The following is an 18,965-nucleotide window of genomic DNA, read 5'->3' as shown; positions in this document are numbered from 1 at the left end:
TCGGCCACCCCGCGACGCCCGCCCGGGTCGTCGTACTCTTGGCGGTTGTGGCCAGACCCACCTCGCTGCTGAAGCGGCTGCTCCTCGGTCGACCGTTCCGGTCCGACCGACTGAAGCACACGCTGCTGCCCAAGCGCATCGCGCTGCCCGTCTTCGCGTCCGACGCGCTCTCCAGCGTCGCGTACGCGCCGGACGAGATCCTGCTGACCCTCTCGATCGCGGGCGCCTCGGCGTACCTCTTCTCGCCGTGGATCGCCCTGGCCGTCGTGGTGGTGATGCTCACCGTCGTGGCCAGCTACCGGCAGAACGTGCACGCCTACCCCTCCGGCGGCGGCGACTACGAGGTGGCCACGGTCAACCTCGGGCCCCGCGCGGGGGTCGGGGTGGCCAGCGCGCTGCTGGTCGACTACGTGCTCACGGTCGCGGTGTCGGTCTCCTCCGGGGTGGCCAACCTCGGCTCGGTGGTGCCGTTCGTGGCCACCCACAAGGTGCTGATCGCGGTCGCGGCGGTGGTGCTGCTCACGGCGGTGAACCTGCGCGGCCTGCGGGAGTCCGGGACGGCCTTCGCGATCCCCACCTACGGCTTCATCATCGTGATGGTCGGGATGCTGCTCACCGGGCTGGTCCGGGTCTTCGTGCTCGGCGACGACCTGCGGGCGCCCAGCGCCGGCCTGGAGATCCAGGCCGAGCACAGCGTCACCGGCTTCGCCCTGGTCTTCCTGCTGCTGCGCACCTTCTCCTCGGGCTGCGCGGCGCTGACCGGCGTGGAGGCGATCTCCAACGGGGTGCCGGCGTTCAAGGCGCCCAAGAGCCGCAACGCGGCCACCACGCTGCTGCTGCTCGGCACCATCTCGGTGACCATGCTGGTCGGCATCATCTGGCTGTCCAAGCTCACCGGCCTGCAGTTCGTCGAGGACCCGGAGCTGCAGATCATCTCCGGCCCCGAGGGGTACGTGCAGAAGACGGTCACCACCCAGCTCGGGGAGACGGTCTTCGGCTCCGGCTCGGTGCTGCTCTACGTGGTCGCCGGGGTCACCGCGCTGATCCTCTTCCTGGCCGCGAACACCGCGTTCAACGGCTTCCCGGTGCTCGGCTCGATCCTCGCCCAGGACCGCTACCTGCCCCGGCAGCTGCACACCCGCGGCGACCGGCTGGCCTTCTCCAACGGCATCGTCTTCCTGGCCGTCGCCGCGATCGTGCTGATCGTCGGCTTCCAGGCCGAGGTGACCCGGCTCATCCAGCTCTACATCGTCGGCGTCTTCGTCTCCTTCACCCTCTCCCAGGCCGGCATGATCCGGCACTGGAACCGGCACCTGCGGACCGTGCGGGACCCGCAGGCGCGCCGGCGGATGCTGCGGTCCCGGGCGATCAACACCTTCGGCATGGCGATGACGGGCACCGTGCTGGTCATCGTGCTGGTCACGAAGTTCCTGCTCGGCGCGTGGATCGCCATCGCCGCGATGGCGATGATCTACGTGCTGATGCTGGCCATCCGCCGGCACTACGACCGGGTCGCGGCGGAGCTGACCCCGCCGGACGAGGGCCGCGCCGTGCTGCCCGCCCGCAACCACGCCGTCGTGCTGGTCAGCAAGCTGCACAAGCCGACGCTGCGGGCGATCGCGTACGCCCGGGCCACCCGGCCGGACACGCTGACCGCGGTGACGGTCAACGTCGACGACAAGGACACCCGGGAACTGCAGACGGAGTGGGAGCGGCGGGACCTGCCGGTCCCGCTGACCGTGGTCGACTCGCCGTACCGGGAGATCACCCGCCCGATCCTGGACTTCGTGGCCGGCGTCCGCCGGGAGTCGCCCCGCGACGTGGTCACGGTCTTCATCCCGGAGTACGTGGTCGGGCGCTGGTGGGAGAACCTGCTGCACAACCAGAGCGCGCTGCGCCTCAAGGGTCGGCTGCTGTTCGAGCCGGGCGTGATGGTGACCAGCGTGCCGTGGCAGCTCGCCTCGACCGCGACCAAGGACCTGGACCGACTGGACGCCACGCTGAGCCGGGGGCCGGCCCGCGGGCCCCGGGTGCTGCCCCGCGGCACCCTGCCGCCGAGCGTCCCGCCGGTCGTGTCCGCGCCGCCCGGCGAGGGCGGCCCGATCGGTGGGGGTGAGCGGTGACCGGGGAGCGGAACGGCCGGGGGCTGGAGGAGGCCGAGCGGGTCGAGTTGACCGTCGGGGCGGTCGCCCCGGGCGGGCACTGCGTCGCGCGGGTGGACGGCCAGGTGGTCTTCGTCCGGCACGCGCTGCCCGGCGAGCGGGTGGTCGCCGAGGTCACCGAGGTGCACAAGGGGTTCGTCCGGGCCGACGCGGTGACCGTGCTCGAGGCCGCCCCGGACCGGGTCGAGCCACCCTGCCCGTACGCGAAGCCGGGTCGGTGCGGCGGCTGCGACCTGCAGCACGTCGCCCCGGCCGCCCAGCTCGACTGGAAGGCCGCGGTGGTGCGCGAGCAGCTCACCCGCCTGGGCGGGCTGACCGACGCCGAGGTGGACGCGCTGGGCGTCCGGGTCGCGGCGCTGCCCGGCGGGCCGCTCGGCTGGCGCTCCCGGGTCCGCTACGCGGTCGACGGCGCGGGCCGGGCCGGGCTGCTCAAGCACCGCTCGCACGAGGTGGTGCCGATCGACCGCTGCCTGATCGCCCACCCGGCGATCCAGGAGCTGCCCGTGCTGGCCCCGAGCGGGGCGCGCTGGCCGGAGGCGGACGCGGTGGAGACGGTCGCCTCCACCGGCGGGGACGTGACCGTGGCCGCCCTCGCCGAGGGGGTGTCGCGCCCGGTGAGCGGCCCGGAGCGGGTCCGCGAGGTCGCCGCCGGCCGGGAGTGGGCCCTGCCCGCGTCGTCGTTCTGGCAGGTCCATCCGGCCGCCGCCGACACCCTGGTCGACGCGGTGCTCGACCTGCTCGACCCAGGGCCGGGGGAGACCGCGTGGGACCTCTACGGCGGGGCGGGGCTCTTCGCCGCGGCGCTGGCCGGCCGGGTCGGCGACGCGGGCCGGGTCACCCTGGTGGAGTCGGCCGAGCAGGGCGTCGCCGCGGCCCGGGAGAACCTGCGCGACCTGCCCCGGGTCGACATCGTGTCGGCCCGCGTGGAGGCCGCGCTCGCCCGCCGGCGGGTCACCGGCCCCGTCGACGTGGTGGTGCTGGACCCGCCGCGCTCGGGAGCGGGCGCCCGGGTGGTGCGGGACGTGGTCGCCGCGGGCCCGCGCGCGGTCGCGTACGTGGCCTGCGACCCGGCCGCCTTCGCCCGGGACGTGCGCACCTTCGCCGGGTCGGGCTGGCGGCTCGCCGCGCTGCGCGGCTTCGACCTGTTCCCGATGACCCAGCACGTCGAGCTGGTCGGCCTGCTCCTCCCGCCCGGCCTTGTGTTAGCAGGGGACCCTTCCTCTACCGGATCCGACAAGAAGGGGCCCTTCCTTACATGAAGATCGTCGGGCTGATGTCGGGGACCTCCTACGACGGGGTCGACGTGGCCGCCGCCGAGTTCACCGTCGACGGCGACACGCTCTGGCTGCGTCCCCTCGGGCATCGCGGCCTGGACTACGACGACGCGCTGCGGGCGGAGATCGGGGCGCTGCTGCCGCCGCAGGCCACCACGATCGAGGCGGTCTGCCGGCTGGACAACCGGCTCGGCGAGGTCTTCGCCGAGGCGGCGGCGGTCGGCGTCGAGCTGGCCGGCGGCGCGGTCGACGCGGTGGTCTCGCCGGGACAGACGGTCTTCCACTGGGTCGACGGCGGGCGGGCCCGGGGCACCCTGCAACTGGGCACGGTGGCGCGGGTGGCCGCCCGGGTCGGCGTACCCGTGCTGAGCGACCTGCGTTCGGCGGACGTCGCCGCCGGCGGGCAGGGCGCGCCCCTGGTCCCGGCGTTCGACGCGCTGCTGCTCGACCCGGCCGACGGCGCGGCCCCGCGCGCCGCGCTCAACCTGGGCGGCATCGCCAACCTCACGGTGGTCGCGCCGGGCGCGCCGGTGCTCGGGTACGACGTCGGGCCCGCCAACGCGCTGCTCGACGCGGCGGCCCGGCGCCTCCTGGGGCGGCCCTGCGACCTCGACGGCGCCCGGGCGGCGGCCGGCCGGGTGCATCCCGGTCTGCTCGACGCGCTGCTCGCCGAGCCGTACTACGCGGCGCCGCCGCCCAAGTCGACCGGCAAGGAGCTGTTCCACGCCGGCTACCTGGACGCGCGGCTGGCCGCCCTCGGTGAGCCCGTGCCCGCCGACGACGTGCTGGCCACCCTGACCGAGCTGACCGCCCGGGTGGTGGCCGCCGAGTGCGACCGGCACGGCGTCACGGAGGTGGTGGCGGCCGGCGGCGGGGTGCGCAACCCCACCCTGACCGCCCGGCTGGCCGCGCTCGGGGCCGGGCGGTGGCGGCTGCGCACCACCGACGAGCTGGGCGTCCCGGCGCAGGCCAAGGAGGCGTACGCCTTCGCGCTGCTGGGCTGGCTCTCCTGGCACGGGCTGCCCGGCGCGCTGCCCTCGGTGACCGGCGCCACCCGGGCCGCCGTGCTGGGCTCCTGGACCCCGTCCGGGCCGGCGGGCCGGAACGCCCCGGCCGCCGCGCCCCGCCGGCTGCGGATCCGCCCCTGACGACGGCGGGCGGACCGGGGCCGGGCCATCTCCTGGCCGGGTGGAGCCCGGGTCTGACCGGGCGCTCAGCGTCCCGGCCGGGCGGTGATGATCCCGGCCAGGCTGCGGACTGTGCGGCGGCCGATAGACTCTTCCGTCATGAGTGTTGAAGAGGACACGGTCCACCACGCCGGGCTGCTGGCCACCGTCCGGGGCCCGCAGGACGTCAAGCGGATGTCCGCCGAGGAACTGGACATCCTCGCCGCCGAGATCCGTGACTTCCTGATCGCCAAGGTCTCCCGCACCGGCGGGCACGTCGGGCCCAACCTGGGCGTGGTCGAGCTGACGCTGGCCATGCACCGCGTCTTCGACTCGCCGCGCGACCGGCTCCTGTTCGACACCGGCCACCAGGCGTACGTGCACAAGATCCTCACTGGGCGGCAGGTCGGCTTCGACAAGCTGCGCCAGCGCGGCGGCCTCTCCGGCTACCCGAGCCAGGCGGAGAGCGAGCACGACCTGATCGAGAACTCGCACGCCTCCACCGCCCTGTCCTACGCCGACGGCCTGGCCAAGGCGTACGCCCTGCGGGGCGAGCAGCGCAGCGTCGTCGCGGTGGTGGGCGACGGCGCGCTCACCGGCGGCATGTGCTGGGAGGCGCTGAACAACATCGCGACCGCCGGCAACCCGCTCGTCATCGTGGTCAACGACAACGGCCGGTCGTACGCGCCGACCATCGGCGGGCTCGCCGACCACCTCTCCTCGCTGCGGCTCAACCCCGGCTACGAGAAGGTCCTCGACACCGTCAAGGACGCGCTCGGCTCGACGCCGCTGGTCGGCAAGCCGATGTACGAGGTGCTGCACGCGGTCAAGAAGGGCATCAAGGACGCGGTCGCCCCGCAGGCGATGTTCGAGGACCTCGGCATCAAGTACGTCGGCCCGGTCGACGGCCACGACGTGACGGCGGTCGAGTCGGCGCTGCGCGCGGCGAAGCACTTCGGCGGCCCGGTGATCGTGCACGCCGTCACCCGCAAGGGCTACGGCTACCGCCCGGCCGAGGAGGACGAGGCGGACTGCCTGCACGGTCCGGGTAGCGCCTTCGACATCGAGACCGGCAAGCTGGTGGCCGCCCCCTCGGTGAAGTGGACGCACGTCTTCGCCGACGAGCTGGTCGCGATCGCCGACGAGCGGCCCGACGTGGTGGGCATCACCGCCGCGATGGCCGAGCCGACCGGCATCGCCAAGCTGGCCCGCAAGCACCCGAACCGGGTGTACGACGTGGGCATCGCCGAGCAGCACGCGGCCACCTCGGCCGCCGGCCTGGCGCTCGGCGGGCTGCACCCGGTGGTGGCGGTCTACGCGACCTTCCTCAACCGCGCCTTCGACCAGGTCCTGCTGGACGTGGCGATGCACAAGCTGCCGGTGACCTTCGTGCTGGACCGGGCCGGGATCACCGGCCCCGACGGGCCGAGCCACTACGGCATGTGGGACATGTCCGTCTTCGGGGTCGTGCCGGGCCTGCGGATCGCCGCGCCCCGCGACGCCGCCACCCTGCGCGAGGAGCTGCGCGAGGCGGTGGCCGTCGACGACGCCCCGACGATCGTCCGGTTCCCGACCGGCACCGTCGCCGCCGACCTGCCGGCCGTGCGCCGGGTCGGCACCGTCGACGTGCTGGCCGAGTCGGCGCGTACGGACGTGCTGCTCGTCGCGGTCGGCTCCTTCGGGCACCTCGGCATGGAGGTGGCCGCCCGGGTCGCCGAGCAGGGCTACGGCGTCACCGTGGTCGACCCGCGCTGGGTCCGCCCGGTGCCGGCCGAGCTGGTCGAGCTGGCCGCCGGGCACCGCCTCGTGGTCACCGTCGAGGACGGCGTCCGGGTGGGTGGCGTCGGCGACGCCCTCGCCCAGGCGATGCGGGACGCCGACGTCCGGGTGCCGCTGCGCGACCTCGGCGTGCCGGCGGACTGGCACCCGCACGGCACCCGCGCGCAGATCCTCGCCGACCTCGGCCTGACCGCCCAGGACGTGGCCCGCGACGTCACCGGCTGGATCTCCCGGCTGGACGTCGAGCCGATCGAGCCGGTCATCACCGCCGACGACGCGACCGCGCAGAACTGACGCACCGGACGCAGGCGGCGGGCGGCCCTTCCGGGCCGCCCGCCGCCTGCGTGTCGACACCCCCCGGCCCGGCACCTCCCCGGGCGCTCGTTCCGCCGCCGCGCCGATCTTGCACTTTCGGCCACCCTTAAGCCGTGAATGCCTTTTCGCCTGGGCGGGAAGTGCAAGATCGCCGAGGCAGGTCAGGTCAGGCCAGGTCAGGCCAGGTCAGCGGGGGCCGAGGGAGCGGTAGTGGGTCTTCTCCGTCTCGGCCAGGCTGAACGTCTCCGAGCGGGTCGGCATCGGCACGACGACCAGGCCGGACCGGTCCACCAGGCGCGGGGTGTCCGGCGGCGTCGACAGGGAGCTGTCCCGGGTGGCCCGCCAGCTCAGCACCGCCAGCGGCTGCCCCGGCACCGGCAGCGCGTACGCCTGCAGCGGGCTGGACGGGTCGGCGGGGGAGACCACGGGCGGGCCCCCGTCGGACGGGCGGTAGACCACGGCGGTCATCGTCCCGTCGGCGGTCTCCCAGCTGAGCTGCTGCAGCTCCGCCGGCTCGCCGCCGCCGAGGGCGACCTCGCCGAGGGTGCGGACCGCCAGCTTGGACATCGGCCAGGACGACGGCGTGGAGCGCGGCGCGTCCCGGTCGCCGATGCGGCGGGGGACGCTGCCGAACGGGCCCTCCTCGCCGGCGAGCACGCAGGTGTCGAGGCCCTTGAGGGCCCGCTTGCCGGAGCCGCTCTCGTCCCGCAGCAGCGGGTAGCGCGGATCGGTGGTGCCCGTGCCCAGGTCGAGCAGCCGGTCGGCGGCCCGGCCGCGGGGCAGCGACTCGGTCGCCTTCAGCGTGGCGGTCACCCCGACGGCCCGGCAGGCCGGCACGTCCACCGGCTCGGTGAGGCCGTCGACGTTGCGCAGCGCGCGGCCGTCCGGCCCGAGCAGCCGCTCGACCCGGCTCGACGTCAGGTAGCGCCGGCCGGCGGAGGTGTGCACGGGAAGCACGTCGGAGTAGACGAGGTAGCCGGGGTCGGTGTACTCGGCGGCGCGGGTGACCGCGTACCGGTCGCCGTCGGCGGTGACCTGGAGCAGCCAGGACGCGCTCTCGCCGGGCACGTCGGCGGCCACCAGCACCAGCGGCGCGCCGTCCACCTCGCCGGACCAGAGGATCCCGGACGTGGGTAGGTGCACCCGGTCCTCGGCCGGCGACCGCCAGTCGCGGACCGCCCCGGTGACCGCCGCGGTCACGGCGGCGTCGCCCGCGAGCGCGCCGCGCGGCGGCCACACCGCCAGGTCGCCGTCGAGGCTGTCGTACCCGACCCGCAGGTCGCCCGGCTGCCGGTCGGCGACCGGTCCGCAGGCCGTCGTGGTGAGCAGCAGGGTCAGCAGTGCGGTGGCCGTGATGCCGCGCCGGCGGACTGGAGCCACCTGTACGCCCCCTCGATCGCCTCAGCCGTCGTCTACGGAAAGCGCCATAGTACGAGATGTCCGATCACGCGGACGCGGCACCTCGCCCCCGACGGGCCGCAGGTCGCGGGGCCCACGCACAGGTCGCGCGGCCCGGCCGACACGCACCACAGAGGACGCTGCCGTGGTTTCAGGGCGAATGTCCCGCTCGGGTAGACTCCGCCGACTGTGACGCCTGCCGAGACCCGCGCCGAATCCTCGCCGGAATCCGACGCCGCCGCGGCCTGCGCGTCCGACCCCGCCGCCCGACCCGACGGCGGCGACGCCGGTGACCGCACGGCGAACGGCGGCGCACCCGTCCCGGCCACCCGGACCCCGGCCGAGGCCACCGGGCCGTCGGGGGCCGACGCCGAGGTCGACGCCGCCGGCACCTCGTCGGAGACGGACGCCGGCACCTCCTCGAAGGCCGCCGGCACCTCGTCGGAGACGGACGCCGGCACCTCCTCGAAGGCCGCCGGCACCTCGTCGGAGGTGGACGCCGCGGCCGGGTCACCGACGGCCGACGGCGGGGCGGCCCCCGCCCGACCGCGGCGCTGGGCCCGCCGCCGGCAGGACCTCGTGGTCTTCGGCCTGTTCCTGCTCGCCGCGGTCTGGGTGACCAGCCAGATCTGGGTGGACCCGGCCGGCCGGGTGGCCTCGCTCTACAGCAGCGACCCGGCCCAGGTGCAGTTCTTCCTCGCCCACTCGGTACGCGTGGTGCTGCACGGCGAGTTCCCGTTCTTCACCGAGCAGTTCAACTATCCCGACGGGGTCAACCTGATGGCCAACACGGCCATCCTCGCGCTGGGCATCCCGATGGTGCCGGTGACCCTGCTCTTCGGCCCGGCCGTGACGTTCGTGGTGCTGGTCACCCTCGCCCTCGCCGGCACCGCCTCGGCCTGGTACTTCGTGCTCTCCCGGCACGTCGTGCGCAGCCCGCTGGCGGCGGCGGTCGGCGGCTGGTTCTGCGGGTTCTCGCCGGCGATGCTGTCGCACGCCAACTGGCACCCCAACATCATCTCCCAGTTCCTGCTGCCGTTCATCGTCTGGCGGGTGCTGGTCATCACCCGGTCCCGGCGGCCGTGGCGCGACGGTGTGCTGCTCGCCCTGATGGTCACCGTCCAGGCGTTCATCAACGAGGAGATCCTGCTCTTCACCGCGCTGGCCTGCGGGGTGTTCCTGCTCGCCGTGCTCGCCCAGCGCCCGGCGCTCTGGTCGGCGGCCTGGCGGCCGCTGGCGAAGGCCCTGGCGACCTGCACCGTCGTCGCCGGGGCGCTGCTGGCGTACCCGCTCTACGTCCAGTTCGCCGGCCCGATGGCGTACCACGGGCTGAGCGACGCGGTCCGCGACTACGGCAACGACATCGCCGCCTTCTTCGCCCCCGGCTCGCCGACGCTCGGCGGCAACGAGCGCGCGAACATCAACCTCGCCCCGAACTACTCTGAGGAGAACGCCTTCTTCGGCTGGAGCCTCTCCCTGATCGCCGTCGGCATCGTGGCCTGGCTGCGGCGGGAGCTGCTGGTCCGGGCGCTCGCCGTGACCGCGGTGTTCTTCGCCGTGCTCTCCCTCGGCGAGCGGGTGTCCTGGTGGGACCGTGAGCTGGTCACCGGGCCGTGGGAGTGGCTGGTCCGGCTGCCGCTGCTCGACGCGGTGGTGCCGACCCGGTTCGGCCTCATCACCAGCGTGGTGATCGGCATCCTGCTGGCGCTGGCCGTCGAGCGCTCCCGGACACTGCCGGTCGAGCCCCGGACGCTGCGTACGCTCACCGCCGCCGTGCTCGTCCTCGCGCTGCTGCCGATCGCGCCGATGCCGCTGAAGGTCACCTCGCGCCCGCCGGTGCCGGACTTCATCACTGCCGACCGGTGGCGCGGCTACGTCGGGCCGGACCAGACCCTCGTGCCGATCCCGGTGCCGAACATGGGCCACACCCACGGGATGCGCTGGGCCGCCTCCACCAACCTCGACTTCAAGATCCCCGGCGGCTACTTCCTGGCCCCGCGCAACGGCAACACCGGCGACCCCGGCCGCTTCGGCGGCCGGCCCAGCGGGGTGGGGCAGTTGCTGGAGGAGGTCGCGTCGACCGGCCGTACCCCCGACCTGGACGACCGGCAGCGCCGCCGGTCGCTCGACGAGCTGCGGCACTGGCGGGCGGCGATCCTGGTGCTCCCGGTGAACCAGCACCACGCCGAGCCCCTGCGGCGCACCGTCGAGCAGTTGGTCGGCCCCGGCCGTCGGGAGCTGGACGTCTGGGTGTGGGACGTCCGGGCGCTGACCGACCAGCCGGCCTGATGGCCGCCCCGACGGCGACCGGCACCGTCGAGGCGGCACCCGCCCGGCGTCCGCGCCGGCTGTCGGCACGCGCCGCCGACGCGCTGGTCGTCGCCGGCTACCTCGCCCTGGCGGTGCTGCTGACCGTCGGCCAGTGGGGGCGGCCGGGGCGGCTGTTCCACCAGGCGGGGGACCAGATCCTCTTCGAGTGGATGCTGGCCCGCGCGGCCCGGGCCGTGACGGGCCCGGAGAACCCGCTGTACAGCTCGGCGCTGAACGCGCCGGACGGCGTGAACCTGATGGCCAACACGTCCGTGCTCGGCCTGGGCGTGCCGCTGACCCCGGTCACCCTGCTGTTCGGCTCGCAGGCGGCGTTCCTGGTGGCGGTGGTCGGCTGTCTCGCCGGCACCGCGACCGCCTGGTACGTCCTGCTGCGCCGCCGGCTGGTCGACTCCCGGGTGGCGGCGGCCGTCGGCGGCCTGTTCTGCGGCTTCGCCCCGGGCATGATCGCGCAGGCCGGGGCGCACCTGCACATGGCCGCGCAGTTCCTGGTGCCGGCGATCCTCGCGCTGGTGTTCCACCCCGACCCGCGCCGGGCGGTGCGGCACGGTGCGCTGCTGGGGCTGTTGGTGGCGTACCAGGTCTTCCTCGGCGAGGAGGTGCTGGTCTTCCTGGTGCTGGCCGCCGGGACGTTCGTGCTCGCGTACGCGGCGGCCGACCGGTCGGCCGCCCGCCGGCTGGCGCCCGCGCTGCTCGTGCGGCTGGGGGTCGGCGTGGCGGTCTCGCTGCCGCTGCTGGCGTACCCGCTGTGGTTCCAGTTCTTCGGCCCGGGCCACTACCGGGGGATGCCGTTCCACGCGTACGGCTACCAGCTCGACGCCGCGTCGTTCACCGCCTCCGCCCGGCAGACCGTGTTCGGCGACGACCACCTGCCGGGCCTGCTCGCGCCGAACCCGACGGAGGAGAACTCCTTCTTCGGGCCGGGGCTGCTGGTGCTCGCCGTGGTGGTCGTGATCTGGCTGTGGCGCCGACCGCTGGTCCGCGCGCTGGCCGTCTGCGGGGTGCTGTTCGCGCTGCTCTCGCTCGGCGCGCAGGTGCGCCTGGACGGCACGGCCACCGGCATTCCCGGGCCGTACCGGCTGGTCGCGGAGCTGCCGCTGCTCGACCTCGCGGTGCCGGCGCGTTTCCCGCTGGTCTGCATCCCGGTGCTGGGCATCCTGCTCGCCCTCTCCCTGGACCGCCTCGGCGCCGCCCATCCCCGGGGTGCGGCGGCGGGCGGGGTGCCGGTGCGGCTGCTCTGGGGTGGGGCGGTGGCCGCCGCGCTGCTGCCGCTGTTCCCCACCCCCATCCGGACCGTGCCGGCCTGGCCGGTGCCGGCCTTCGTGGCCGAGGGCGGCTGGCGCGCGTACGTCCCGCCGGGCCGGACCCTGGTGCCGGTGCCGCCGGTGACCGGCGCCGGGGTCAGCCCGGCGATGCTCTGGTCGGCCCGGACCGGGCTGGCCTTCCCGACGCCGGGCGGCTACTTCATCGGCCCCCGGGCCGCCGACGACCCGGCCGCCCGCTGGGGCGCGCCGGACCGTCCCACCGCCGTGCTGCTGCGTCGGGCGGCGGAGACGGGCGAGGTGCCGGCGGTCACCGACGCCGACCGCCGGCGGGCGGTGGAGGATCTGCGCCACTGGCGCGCCGCCGTGGTGGTCCAGGGTGGACTGCACCACGGCGATGCGGTCCGGCGTACGGTCGAGGCGCTCCTCGGCCCCGGCCGCGAGATCGCGGGCGCCTACGTCTGGGACGTGCGCCCGCTGGTGGGGTGACGGGACAGCCAGGTGTGGTGACGGGGCAGCCTGGTGGGGCGACGGGTCAGCCGACCAGGGGACGGACGTCCCACAGCCAGACGTCGTCGACGCGCTGCGGCGGGCCGATCAGCGCGGTCATCAGCTCCCGGAGGACCGCCTCGCGCGGGTGCGCGCCGAGGACGACCACGGACGCCTTCCAGAAGCGCAGGTCCTCGACCGCCTGGCGGCGGTTCTCGTCGGTGAGCGCGGGCACCGCGTTCTTGTCCATCGTGGTGTAGACCAGGGTGCTGGTCGGCCGGTTCGGCGCGCCGAAGACCCCCTCGCCCAGCTCGTTCGGCCCGATGAAGTAGCCGCCGGGGATGGGGAAGGCGTGCTGCGTCAGGGCGCTCCAGCGCAGCGTGGGCAGGCCGTGCACGTTGCTGGGGATCGGCACCGGCACCAGGGTCCGGCCCTCCGGCACGTACGGGCGCCAGCCGCCGGCGGTGATGAAGTGCGGCGGGGGCTCGACGGGCTGCGCCGGCAGCGGGCGGGGGACGAGCGGCAGCACGGCGAGCACGACGGCCGCGTACCCGACCGGCCGGAGCCAGCGGCGGCGCGGCCCGGCGGCCCCGGCGACGCCCTCGGCGGTGTCGTCGCCGGAGCGGGGGGCCGGCACCCGCGGGCGGCCGCTGCGGGCCACCGCGTCCCAGGCCAGGGCGAGCAGCACGCCGACCGCCGCCCCCACCACCAGGGCCAGCCGCGTCGGCATCATCATCTCGACCAGCGGCAGGTCGTCGGGGATGTACGACCACGGGCCGTCCGTCTCCGTCTCCACCCCGTTCAGGCGCACCTTTGGGCCGATCGAGGCCACGGCGAAGACCACCACCAGCACCGCGACGATCCGGGCCGCGAGCGAGCGGCGGACCAGCAGCACCAGCGCCACCAGCGCCACCAGCACCAGCGGCCAGCCGAACCAGGTGTTCTGCTCGGTCAGCCCGATGGTCTTCTCCACCGCCTCGTCCCCGGCGACGGTGTCCCGGGCGAAGGTGACGAAGGCCGCCAGGTCCTCGCCCCAGTTGTGGAACACCCCGCCCTGCAGGCCCCGGTAGGACTGCGGGCCGTTGAACTGGAACCAGATCGGGTAGGCCGTCAGCAGCAGGGCCAACCCGCCGCCCACGCCGAGCGCGGCGGCGAAGGTGCCGGCCACCGCCCGCGTCCGCGCCGGCCGCATGACGGCGTACGCGACCACGGCGACCAGGCAGGCCAGCGCGGTCAGCAGCAGCATCTCCTCGTTGATGAAGATCTGGTACGCCACCAGCAGCCCGAGCACGACGCCGTTGCGCCGCCACCGGCCGGGCTCGCCCAGCCGGAACACCCGCAGCACGATCAGCGGCAGCAGGAAGTTCGAGACGAAGTTGGGCTGGCCGTTGGCGTGGTGCACGATGCCGGGCGCGAAGCCGAGGAAGGCGCCCCCGACGAAGGCCGCCGCGCGGGAGCGCACCAGGTGCCGCGACAGCACCCAGTACGACGTGCCGGCGGTCGCGGCCAGCGCGGCGCCGAGGTAGAGCGCGTACATGACCTGCGGGCCGAGGAGCATGGTCAGCGGCGCCAGCGGCAGCGTCACCCCGAGCAGCGAGGTGTTCGCCATCATGTTCACCCCGTCCGGGGCGTTCTGCCGGGCGGTGAACAGCGGGTTCTCCAGGTGCCGCACCGAGTACGCGCCGTGCGAGAAGAGCCACTCGAACCAACTGTGGTCGGTGGGCAGGTGCGACGACACCCGGTTCTGCACGTCCACCCAGTAGTTCAGGCACACGAGAACGCCGAGCAGGACATAGGCTCCGATGGCCAGTACGTCGGCGCGGGCCGGCCTCCGCCGGGGCCGCCGCGACGGCTCGGCCGCGACGGGCGCGGAGACGGAGTTCAGCGAGGGGTCTACCACCGGCACGGCCACGACGCGCCATCGTACAGGCGCGGATGCGTCGCTTTTGCCGGGCCGGTGCCTCCGCGGCCGGTTTGCCGGTCCGTGCGGGGGTGTGACGGGGAGGACAGCGGGTGACGGTCATCGACCTCGGCGAGCGGCGGGACGTCCCGCCGCCGGCCGACCCCCGGCCGGGTCGGGCGGTCCGCCCCTGGGCGCCCGCCCTGGTCGCCCTGCTCTGCCTGGCCGTGCTGACCGCCGCCGCGCCACGGCCCGCGCAGCCGCCCGGCGCCGTCATCCCGGCCCGCCCGGACGCCGACGTCGCCGTCGCGGGCGACCTGCTGCTGGTGGTCGACAGCACCGGGCCCGGCGCGGCGAGCGGCCCGGGCCCGGAGCGCCGGGTGGCCGCTCACCACCTGCCCTCGGGTCGTCCACTGTGGCACCTTCCGCTGGCCGGGCCGGTGAGTCCCTTCCCCGCGCGCGTCGGCGACGTGGTGGCGCTCACCATGCCAGAGGGGGAGACGGGGACGCAGGTCGTCGGGCTCGCCGCCGCCGACGGCGCGGTGCGCTGGCGCGTCGACGGGCAGTTGTACGGCGCCACGCCGGCCGGCAACCTGCTCGTCTGGGGGGTCACCGGCGCCGGGCCGGGCGCGCCGGAGCTACGGTCGGTCGACGCCGCCACCGGTACGGCCCGCTGGGCGCTGCGGCTGCCCCTGGAGACCCTGCACCGGTCCACCCGGGACGGCCGGGTGACGCTGCTGACGGTGCTCGACGGCGGGCGGCTGGAGCTGCGCGACCCGGACTCGGGCGACCTCCGGCACGCGGCGGCCCTGCCCGCCACGGCCGAGCCGCCCGAGGTGCTCGGGGTCACCGACGACCTGGTCCTGGTGTCCGAAGGGCCCGGTGTGCTCTCCGCCTACGACACCGCCGCCCTGCGCCGGCGGTGGAGCGTGCCGCGTGGCCCGTCCGCCCGGGCGTACGCCTTCGGGTGCGGCGTCGTGATCTGTGTCGAGGACGGCGGGCGCGGCTTGCGGCTGCTCGACCCCGCCACCGGCAGCGCCCGCTGGCGCGCCGACGACTGGCCGCTGCTGACTCCCGTGGGCGATCGGCTGCTGGCGGCTGGCTATCCGCACGGCGGTGTGGCGGACCACGCGCTGCTCGACGCGGCGACCGGGCGCCCGGTGCGGGAGTTGGGCCGCTGGCAGTTGGGTGACCTGGCGCTGTGGGAGGACCGCGCGACCCTGCACCGTCGGCAGCGGGACGGGCGTGTCCTGATCGGCCGGCTCGACGAGCGCGGGGACGGCGTCCGTGTCGTGGCGGCCCTGCACGGTGTGGTCGGGACGTGCGGCTCGTACGGGTCGCTCGTCATCTGCCGCCGGGAGGGCGGCGCGTACGGGGTCTGGGACCTGCCCGGATGACCGGCGGAAAGGGGCGGGCATGACGCTCATCGACCTCGGCGAGCTGCGCGACGAGCCGGACCGCGAGGCGCCGCTGCCCCGCCCGCCCCGCGCCGTCGGGCGGCCGCTGCGGGTCGCGCTGGTGCTCGCGTTGCTCGTGGCCACCCTGGCCGGCGCCGCGCCCGCACCGGAACGGGTCTCGGTCGTCGTGCCGGCCCGCCCCGGGTCCGAGGCGTTCCTCGCCGGCGACCGGTTCTACGTGGTCGAACCGGCCGAGAGGGAGCCCGAGGGGGCCGTCGAGGTGCGCGCCTACGCCCTGCCCGCGCGGGCCCCCGCCGACGGCCGGGCGCCGGCTCCACTGTGGCGGGCCCGCGTCCCGGCAGCGGGCCGGTTCTGGCAGGTGCAGTCCGTGCCCGGGGTGGTGCTCTTCTCGGTCACCGGGGAGCAGACCTTCGGCGAGACGCTCGCCCTGGATGCCGCCACCGGCCGGGAACGCTGGCGGCAACCCGGCCACCCCTGGCCGGATCTGGCCGGGACGCTGCTGGTGCAGACCGCCGACTCCGTCCGGTCGGTGGACCCGGCCTCCGGACGGGCGCTCTGGTCGGTGCGGACGCCGCCGGAGGGGGCGCACTTCGGCGGCGTCCGCGACGGGCTGGTCAAGCGGATCGTGCTGCTCACGGCCGACGGGAGGGCGGAGGTGCGCGACCTCCGCTCGGGCGACCTGCTGCACGCGGCGGACCTGCTCCCCGACGGGCAGCCCGCGTTCGGTCAGACGGTCGTCACCGACGACCTGCTGCTGCTCGTCCGGCACCAGGCCGGCGCGCTGACCGCCTACGGGCTGGACGGGCTCCGACCGCGCTGGGAGGTACGCCTGCCGACGGTCGACTACGTCTCCGAATGCGGTGGGTTGCTCTGCGTCGGGGGGCCGTTCGTGGGATTCCGCGTGCTGGATCCGGCCACCGGCGCGGTCCGGTGGACCGGGGAGGGGTGGCTGGGGGTGCTGTCCGGGCGGGGCGGACGGCTTCTCGCGGTCGCGCCGGGGCCGACGACCGGGGAGCGGCTCGGCGTGCTCGACGCGGCGACCGGTCGGCAGGTCGCCGACCTGGGCGCGTGGCAGTTGATGCCGTGGCACGACGACGACCGGCTCCTCGCCGTGCGGCCGGCCGCATCCGGTGGCGGACTGGTGGTCGGTGAGCTGGACGTCGTGGCCGGCCGGGCCCGGGTGGTCGACGTGCTCCGGGACGCCTCCGGGGAGTGCCGGGGCGGCGCGGAGGCCGTGCTGTGCCGGCTGCGCACCGGCGAGATCGGCGTGTGGCGGTTGCGGAGCTGAGCGCCGGCGTGGTCGTCCGGCCCGCGCCGCCGGGTCACCAGTTGGGTTGGTCCGGCGCCGGGGGCAGCGGCACGCCGGGCGGCCGGAGCACGTACGTCACCCCGCCGCTGCCGGTCTGCCAGGCGGCCTCGAACCGGTCCCGGTCGACGGTCCGGCGCACCGCGTCGTCGTCCGGGGCGTACGGGTCGTTGAGCACCGGCGCGCCGGTGTCGGTGAAGCCGACCAGCACCAGCAGGTGTCCGCCCGTGTCGTAGTCCAGACCCGGCACCTGGCCGGCGGTGTACGTGGCGGAGACGATCAGCGGGATGCCGGCCGCCACGAACGCCTCCGCCTCGGCCAGCGAGCGCAGCCGGGTGACGAACGCGTCCACCCCGTGCAGTCCGGCGTACGCGGTGTTGAACGGCCAGTTGCCGGCGCCGGCGTAGGCGTGGTCGTAGCAGTGCCGGGCGGCGTGCACCACCACCGGGCGGGGGCCGGCCGGGGTCACCCAGGCGTACCGGTCCGGGGCGGGGGCGGCGTCCCAGAAGGCGAGCACCATCGACGTGCAGGTGGGGCTGCACCAGGAGTCCCCGCCGCCGCCCCACTGCGGGTGCGCGCCGGCGTGCACCCGCTGCGAGTAGCGCGGCACGTCCAGCACCGTGCCCCAGGCGGCGGGCGTCGTCGGGGCGGCGCCGGGTGCGGCGGCCGGGGCGGCTACGGCGGGCCGGGCGTCCGCGCCGGGCGGGGACGCCACGGGTGGGGGACCCTCGGCCGCCGGCCGGGTCGCCGGGGTCTCCGCGCGCGGTGCGGAGGCGACGGCCCCGACCGTGCGCAGCACCGGCGTGGTGCCGGCGTCGGCGTCCGCCGGCCGGAGCAGGGTCACCCGGGCCTGCCAGCCGGTGACCGTCGCGCCCGTAACCAGCAGGGTGTCCGTGTCCACCTGGGCGTCGGCGTCGCGCTGCCCGGGCACGGAGGTGCGACGGAACGCCTCGTCGTCGGCGGCCCAGTCGCCGAGGACGTACCAGCCGGTGGCCGGGGCGTCGTCGTGCCAGCCGCGCAGCTCCACCCGTAGCCAGCAGCCGCCCGGGGTCTGCCCGGTCCACGAGGGCACCACGTCGCGGACGGCGAAGCCGGCCGGCACGGGCGGCGAGGTCCAACTGCCCGCGGCGTACCGGCGGGTGCGGCCGTCGGCGTCGGTGTGGTCGAGCCGGTCGACCGGGTCGGCCAGTTCGAGCCCCCCGGGGCCGACGCGCAGCCCGGCCAGGACGCCCCGGTCCGCGTCGTCCGGCAGCCGGAAGCCCCGGTAGGCGACGTCCTGCCGGGCCGTCGGCGCCGCGTCGGTCATGCGTCTCCCCGTCCGTCGCGAAGGTTGATGCCGGAAGCATCGCGTACGACGAAGGTTTTCTGCAACGGCGGCGGGCCCGGACGGCGGGTGCGGCCCGGGTTGGCGGCCGGCACTAGGTTGTCGGGTGGTCAGGGCGGGAGGAGGCCGGGATGCGGGTACTGGTGGTCGAGGACGAGCGGAACCTCGCCGACGCGATCGTGCGGGGGCTGCGCAAGCGGGGCATGGCGGTGGACGTCGCCTACGACGGTGACAGCGGGCACGAGATGGCGTTCGTCACCCGCTACGACGTGGTGGTGCTGGACCGGGACCTGCCGGGCGTGCACGGCGACCAGATCTGCGCGGACCTGGCGGCCTCCGGCGCGCTCACCCGGGTGTTGATGCTGACCGCCAGCGGCACGGTCGCCGACCGCGTCGAGGGGTTGCAGCTCGGCGCGGACGACTACCTGCCCAAGCCGTTCGCCTTCGACGAGCTGGTCGCCCGGGTGCAGGCGCTCGGCCGGCGGGCCACCCCGGCCGCCCCGCCGGTGCTGGAACTCGCCGACCTGGTGCTCGACCCGGCCCGCCGCGTCGCGACCCGCGGCGGGCAGCCGGTCGACCTGACCAACAAGGAGTTCGGCGTGCTCTGCGAGCTGCTCAAGGCGCGCGGCGCGGTGGTCTCCAGCGAGGAACTGCTGGAGCGGGTCTGGGACGCCAACACCGACCCGTTCACCACCATCGTCCGCGTCACGGTGAGGACGCTGCGCAAGAAGCTGGGCGAACCCCCGCTCATCGAGACGGTGGTCGGCGCCGGCTACCGCACGGCGGAGGGGGCACGGTGAGCGTGAGGAGTGAGCCGGGTTTGCGAGCCCCGCAGTCGCGAACG

Annotated in this window: 12 protein-coding genes; 9 read left to right on the top strand and 3 right to left on the bottom strand. The window is 75.5% G+C overall.

The genetic code is table 11. The annotated features are described in order from the left end of the window. Window positions 1-47: 47 nt before the first annotated feature. From ACFY23_RS16495 to dxs, 4 genes are all read left to right on the top strand, one after another. Entirely contained in the window at window positions 48-2,123 is a 2,076-nt protein-coding gene (locus ACFY23_RS16495) for an APC family permease (RefSeq protein WP_350681293.1), read from the top strand. Further along, the gene (locus tag ACFY23_RS16490; protein ID WP_350681291.1) at window positions 2,120-3,421 is read left to right on the top strand and encodes a TRAM domain-containing protein; all 1,302 of its coding nucleotides are present in this window, start codon (window positions 2,120-2,122) and stop codon (window positions 3,419-3,421) included. The genes ACFY23_RS16495 and ACFY23_RS16490 overlap by 4 nt, the downstream gene beginning before the upstream one ends. Then, window positions 3,418-4,584, top strand: coding sequence for an anhydro-N-acetylmuramic acid kinase (locus tag ACFY23_RS16485; RefSeq protein WP_350681289.1), 1,167 nt, complete (start codon window positions 3,418-3,420; stop codon window positions 4,582-4,584). The genes ACFY23_RS16490 and ACFY23_RS16485 overlap by 4 nt, the downstream gene beginning before the upstream one ends. 138 nt (window positions 4,585-4,722) lie before the next feature. Next, on the top strand, window positions 4,723-6,675 hold the full coding sequence (gene dxs, locus ACFY23_RS16480) for a 1-deoxy-D-xylulose-5-phosphate synthase (RefSeq protein WP_350819101.1): 1,953 nt from the start codon (window positions 4,723-4,725) through the stop codon (window positions 6,673-6,675). 207 nt (window positions 6,676-6,882) lie between these two features. Here dxs and ACFY23_RS16475 read toward each other — a convergent pair whose 3' ends face one another. Further along, the gene (locus ACFY23_RS16475) at window positions 6,883-8,076 is read right to left on the bottom strand and encodes a hypothetical protein (RefSeq protein WP_350684338.1); all 1,194 of its coding nucleotides are present in this window, start codon (window positions 8,074-8,076) and stop codon (window positions 6,883-6,885) included. A gap of 510 nt (window positions 8,077-8,586) precedes the next feature. Here ACFY23_RS16475 and ACFY23_RS16470 point away from each other — a divergent pair. Next, a complete protein-coding gene (locus ACFY23_RS16470; protein ID WP_350684340.1) occupies window positions 8,587-10,383 on the top strand; it encodes a hypothetical protein in 1,797 nt (598 codons plus the stop codon). Beyond that, complete coding sequence (locus ACFY23_RS16465; RefSeq protein ID WP_350684337.1) at window positions 10,383-12,173, top strand: hypothetical protein; 1,791 nt, start codon at window positions 10,383-10,385, stop codon at window positions 12,171-12,173. Before ACFY23_RS16470 ends, ACFY23_RS16465 begins: the two co-directional genes overlap by 1 nt. Before the next feature lie 46 nt (window positions 12,174-12,219). On the opposite strand, the gene ACFY23_RS16460 is transcribed toward ACFY23_RS16465, so the two are convergent. Beyond that, window positions 12,220-14,079: a hypothetical protein gene (locus tag ACFY23_RS16460; protein WP_387037085.1), complete on the bottom strand. Its 1,860-nt coding sequence runs from the start codon at window positions 14,077-14,079 to the stop codon at window positions 12,220-12,222. A 107-nt stretch (window positions 14,080-14,186) separates the two neighbouring features. On the opposite strand from ACFY23_RS16460, the gene ACFY23_RS16455 reads away from it, so the two are divergent. Together ACFY23_RS16455 and ACFY23_RS16450 are read left to right on the top strand one after the other, a co-directional pair. Further along, window positions 14,187-15,470 carry a PQQ-binding-like beta-propeller repeat protein gene (locus ACFY23_RS16455; RefSeq protein ID WP_350684336.1) on the top strand — a complete coding sequence of 428 codons (1,284 nt, stop codon included), beginning with the start codon at window positions 14,187-14,189 and terminating at the stop codon, window positions 15,468-15,470. Between the two features lie 19 nt (window positions 15,471-15,489). Beyond that, window positions 15,490-16,779 carry a PQQ-binding-like beta-propeller repeat protein gene (locus ACFY23_RS16450; RefSeq protein WP_350684335.1) on the top strand — a complete coding sequence of 430 codons (1,290 nt, stop codon included), beginning with the start codon at window positions 15,490-15,492 and terminating at the stop codon, window positions 16,777-16,779. A 34-nt stretch (window positions 16,780-16,813) separates the two neighbouring features. Here the strand turns inward: ACFY23_RS16450 and ACFY23_RS16445 are convergent, their stop codons facing one another. Next, window positions 16,814-18,103 (bottom strand): peptidase C39 family protein, encoded by a 1,290-nt coding sequence (locus ACFY23_RS16445; RefSeq protein ID WP_350684334.1) that lies wholly within the window; start codon window positions 18,101-18,103, stop codon window positions 16,814-16,816. 149 nt (window positions 18,104-18,252) lie between these two features. On the opposite strand from ACFY23_RS16445, the gene ACFY23_RS16440 reads away from it, so the two are divergent. After that, entirely contained in the window at window positions 18,253-18,921 is a 669-nt protein-coding gene (locus ACFY23_RS16440) for a response regulator transcription factor (protein ID WP_350684333.1), read from the top strand. Window positions 18,922-18,965 lie beyond the last annotated feature (44 nt).

The organism is Micromonospora sp. NPDC000121 (assembly GCF_042899165.1).
Classification (GTDB): domain Bacteria; phylum Actinomycetota; class Actinomycetes; order Mycobacteriales; family Micromonosporaceae; genus Micromonospora.
The sequence above is the reverse complement of the archived record's forward strand: the minus strand, read 5'-3'. Positions and strand labels throughout refer to the sequence as shown.

Bases quoted from the DNA above. Each gene is read 5' to 3' on its own strand.
- ACFY23_RS16485 (WP_350681289.1), top strand. From the start codon at position 3,418: ATGAAGATCGTCGGGCTGATGTCGGGGACCTCCTACGACGGGGTCGAC.
- dxs (WP_350819101.1), top strand. From the start codon at position 4,723: ATGAGTGTTGAAGAGGACACGGTCCACCACGCCGGGCTGCTGGCCACC.
- ACFY23_RS16465 (WP_350684337.1), top strand. From the start codon at position 10,383: ATGGCCGCCCCGACGGCGACCGGCACCGTCGAGGCGGCACCCGCCCGG.
- ACFY23_RS16450 (WP_350684335.1), top strand. From the start codon at position 15,490: ATGACGCTCATCGACCTCGGCGAGCTGCGCGACGAGCCGGACCGCGAG.
- ACFY23_RS16445 (WP_350684334.1), bottom strand. From the start codon at position 18,103: ATGACCGACGCGGCGCCGACGGCCCGGCAGGACGTCGCCTACCGGGGC.
- ACFY23_RS16440 (WP_350684333.1), top strand. From the start codon at position 18,253: ATGCGGGTACTGGTGGTCGAGGACGAGCGGAACCTCGCCGACGCGATC.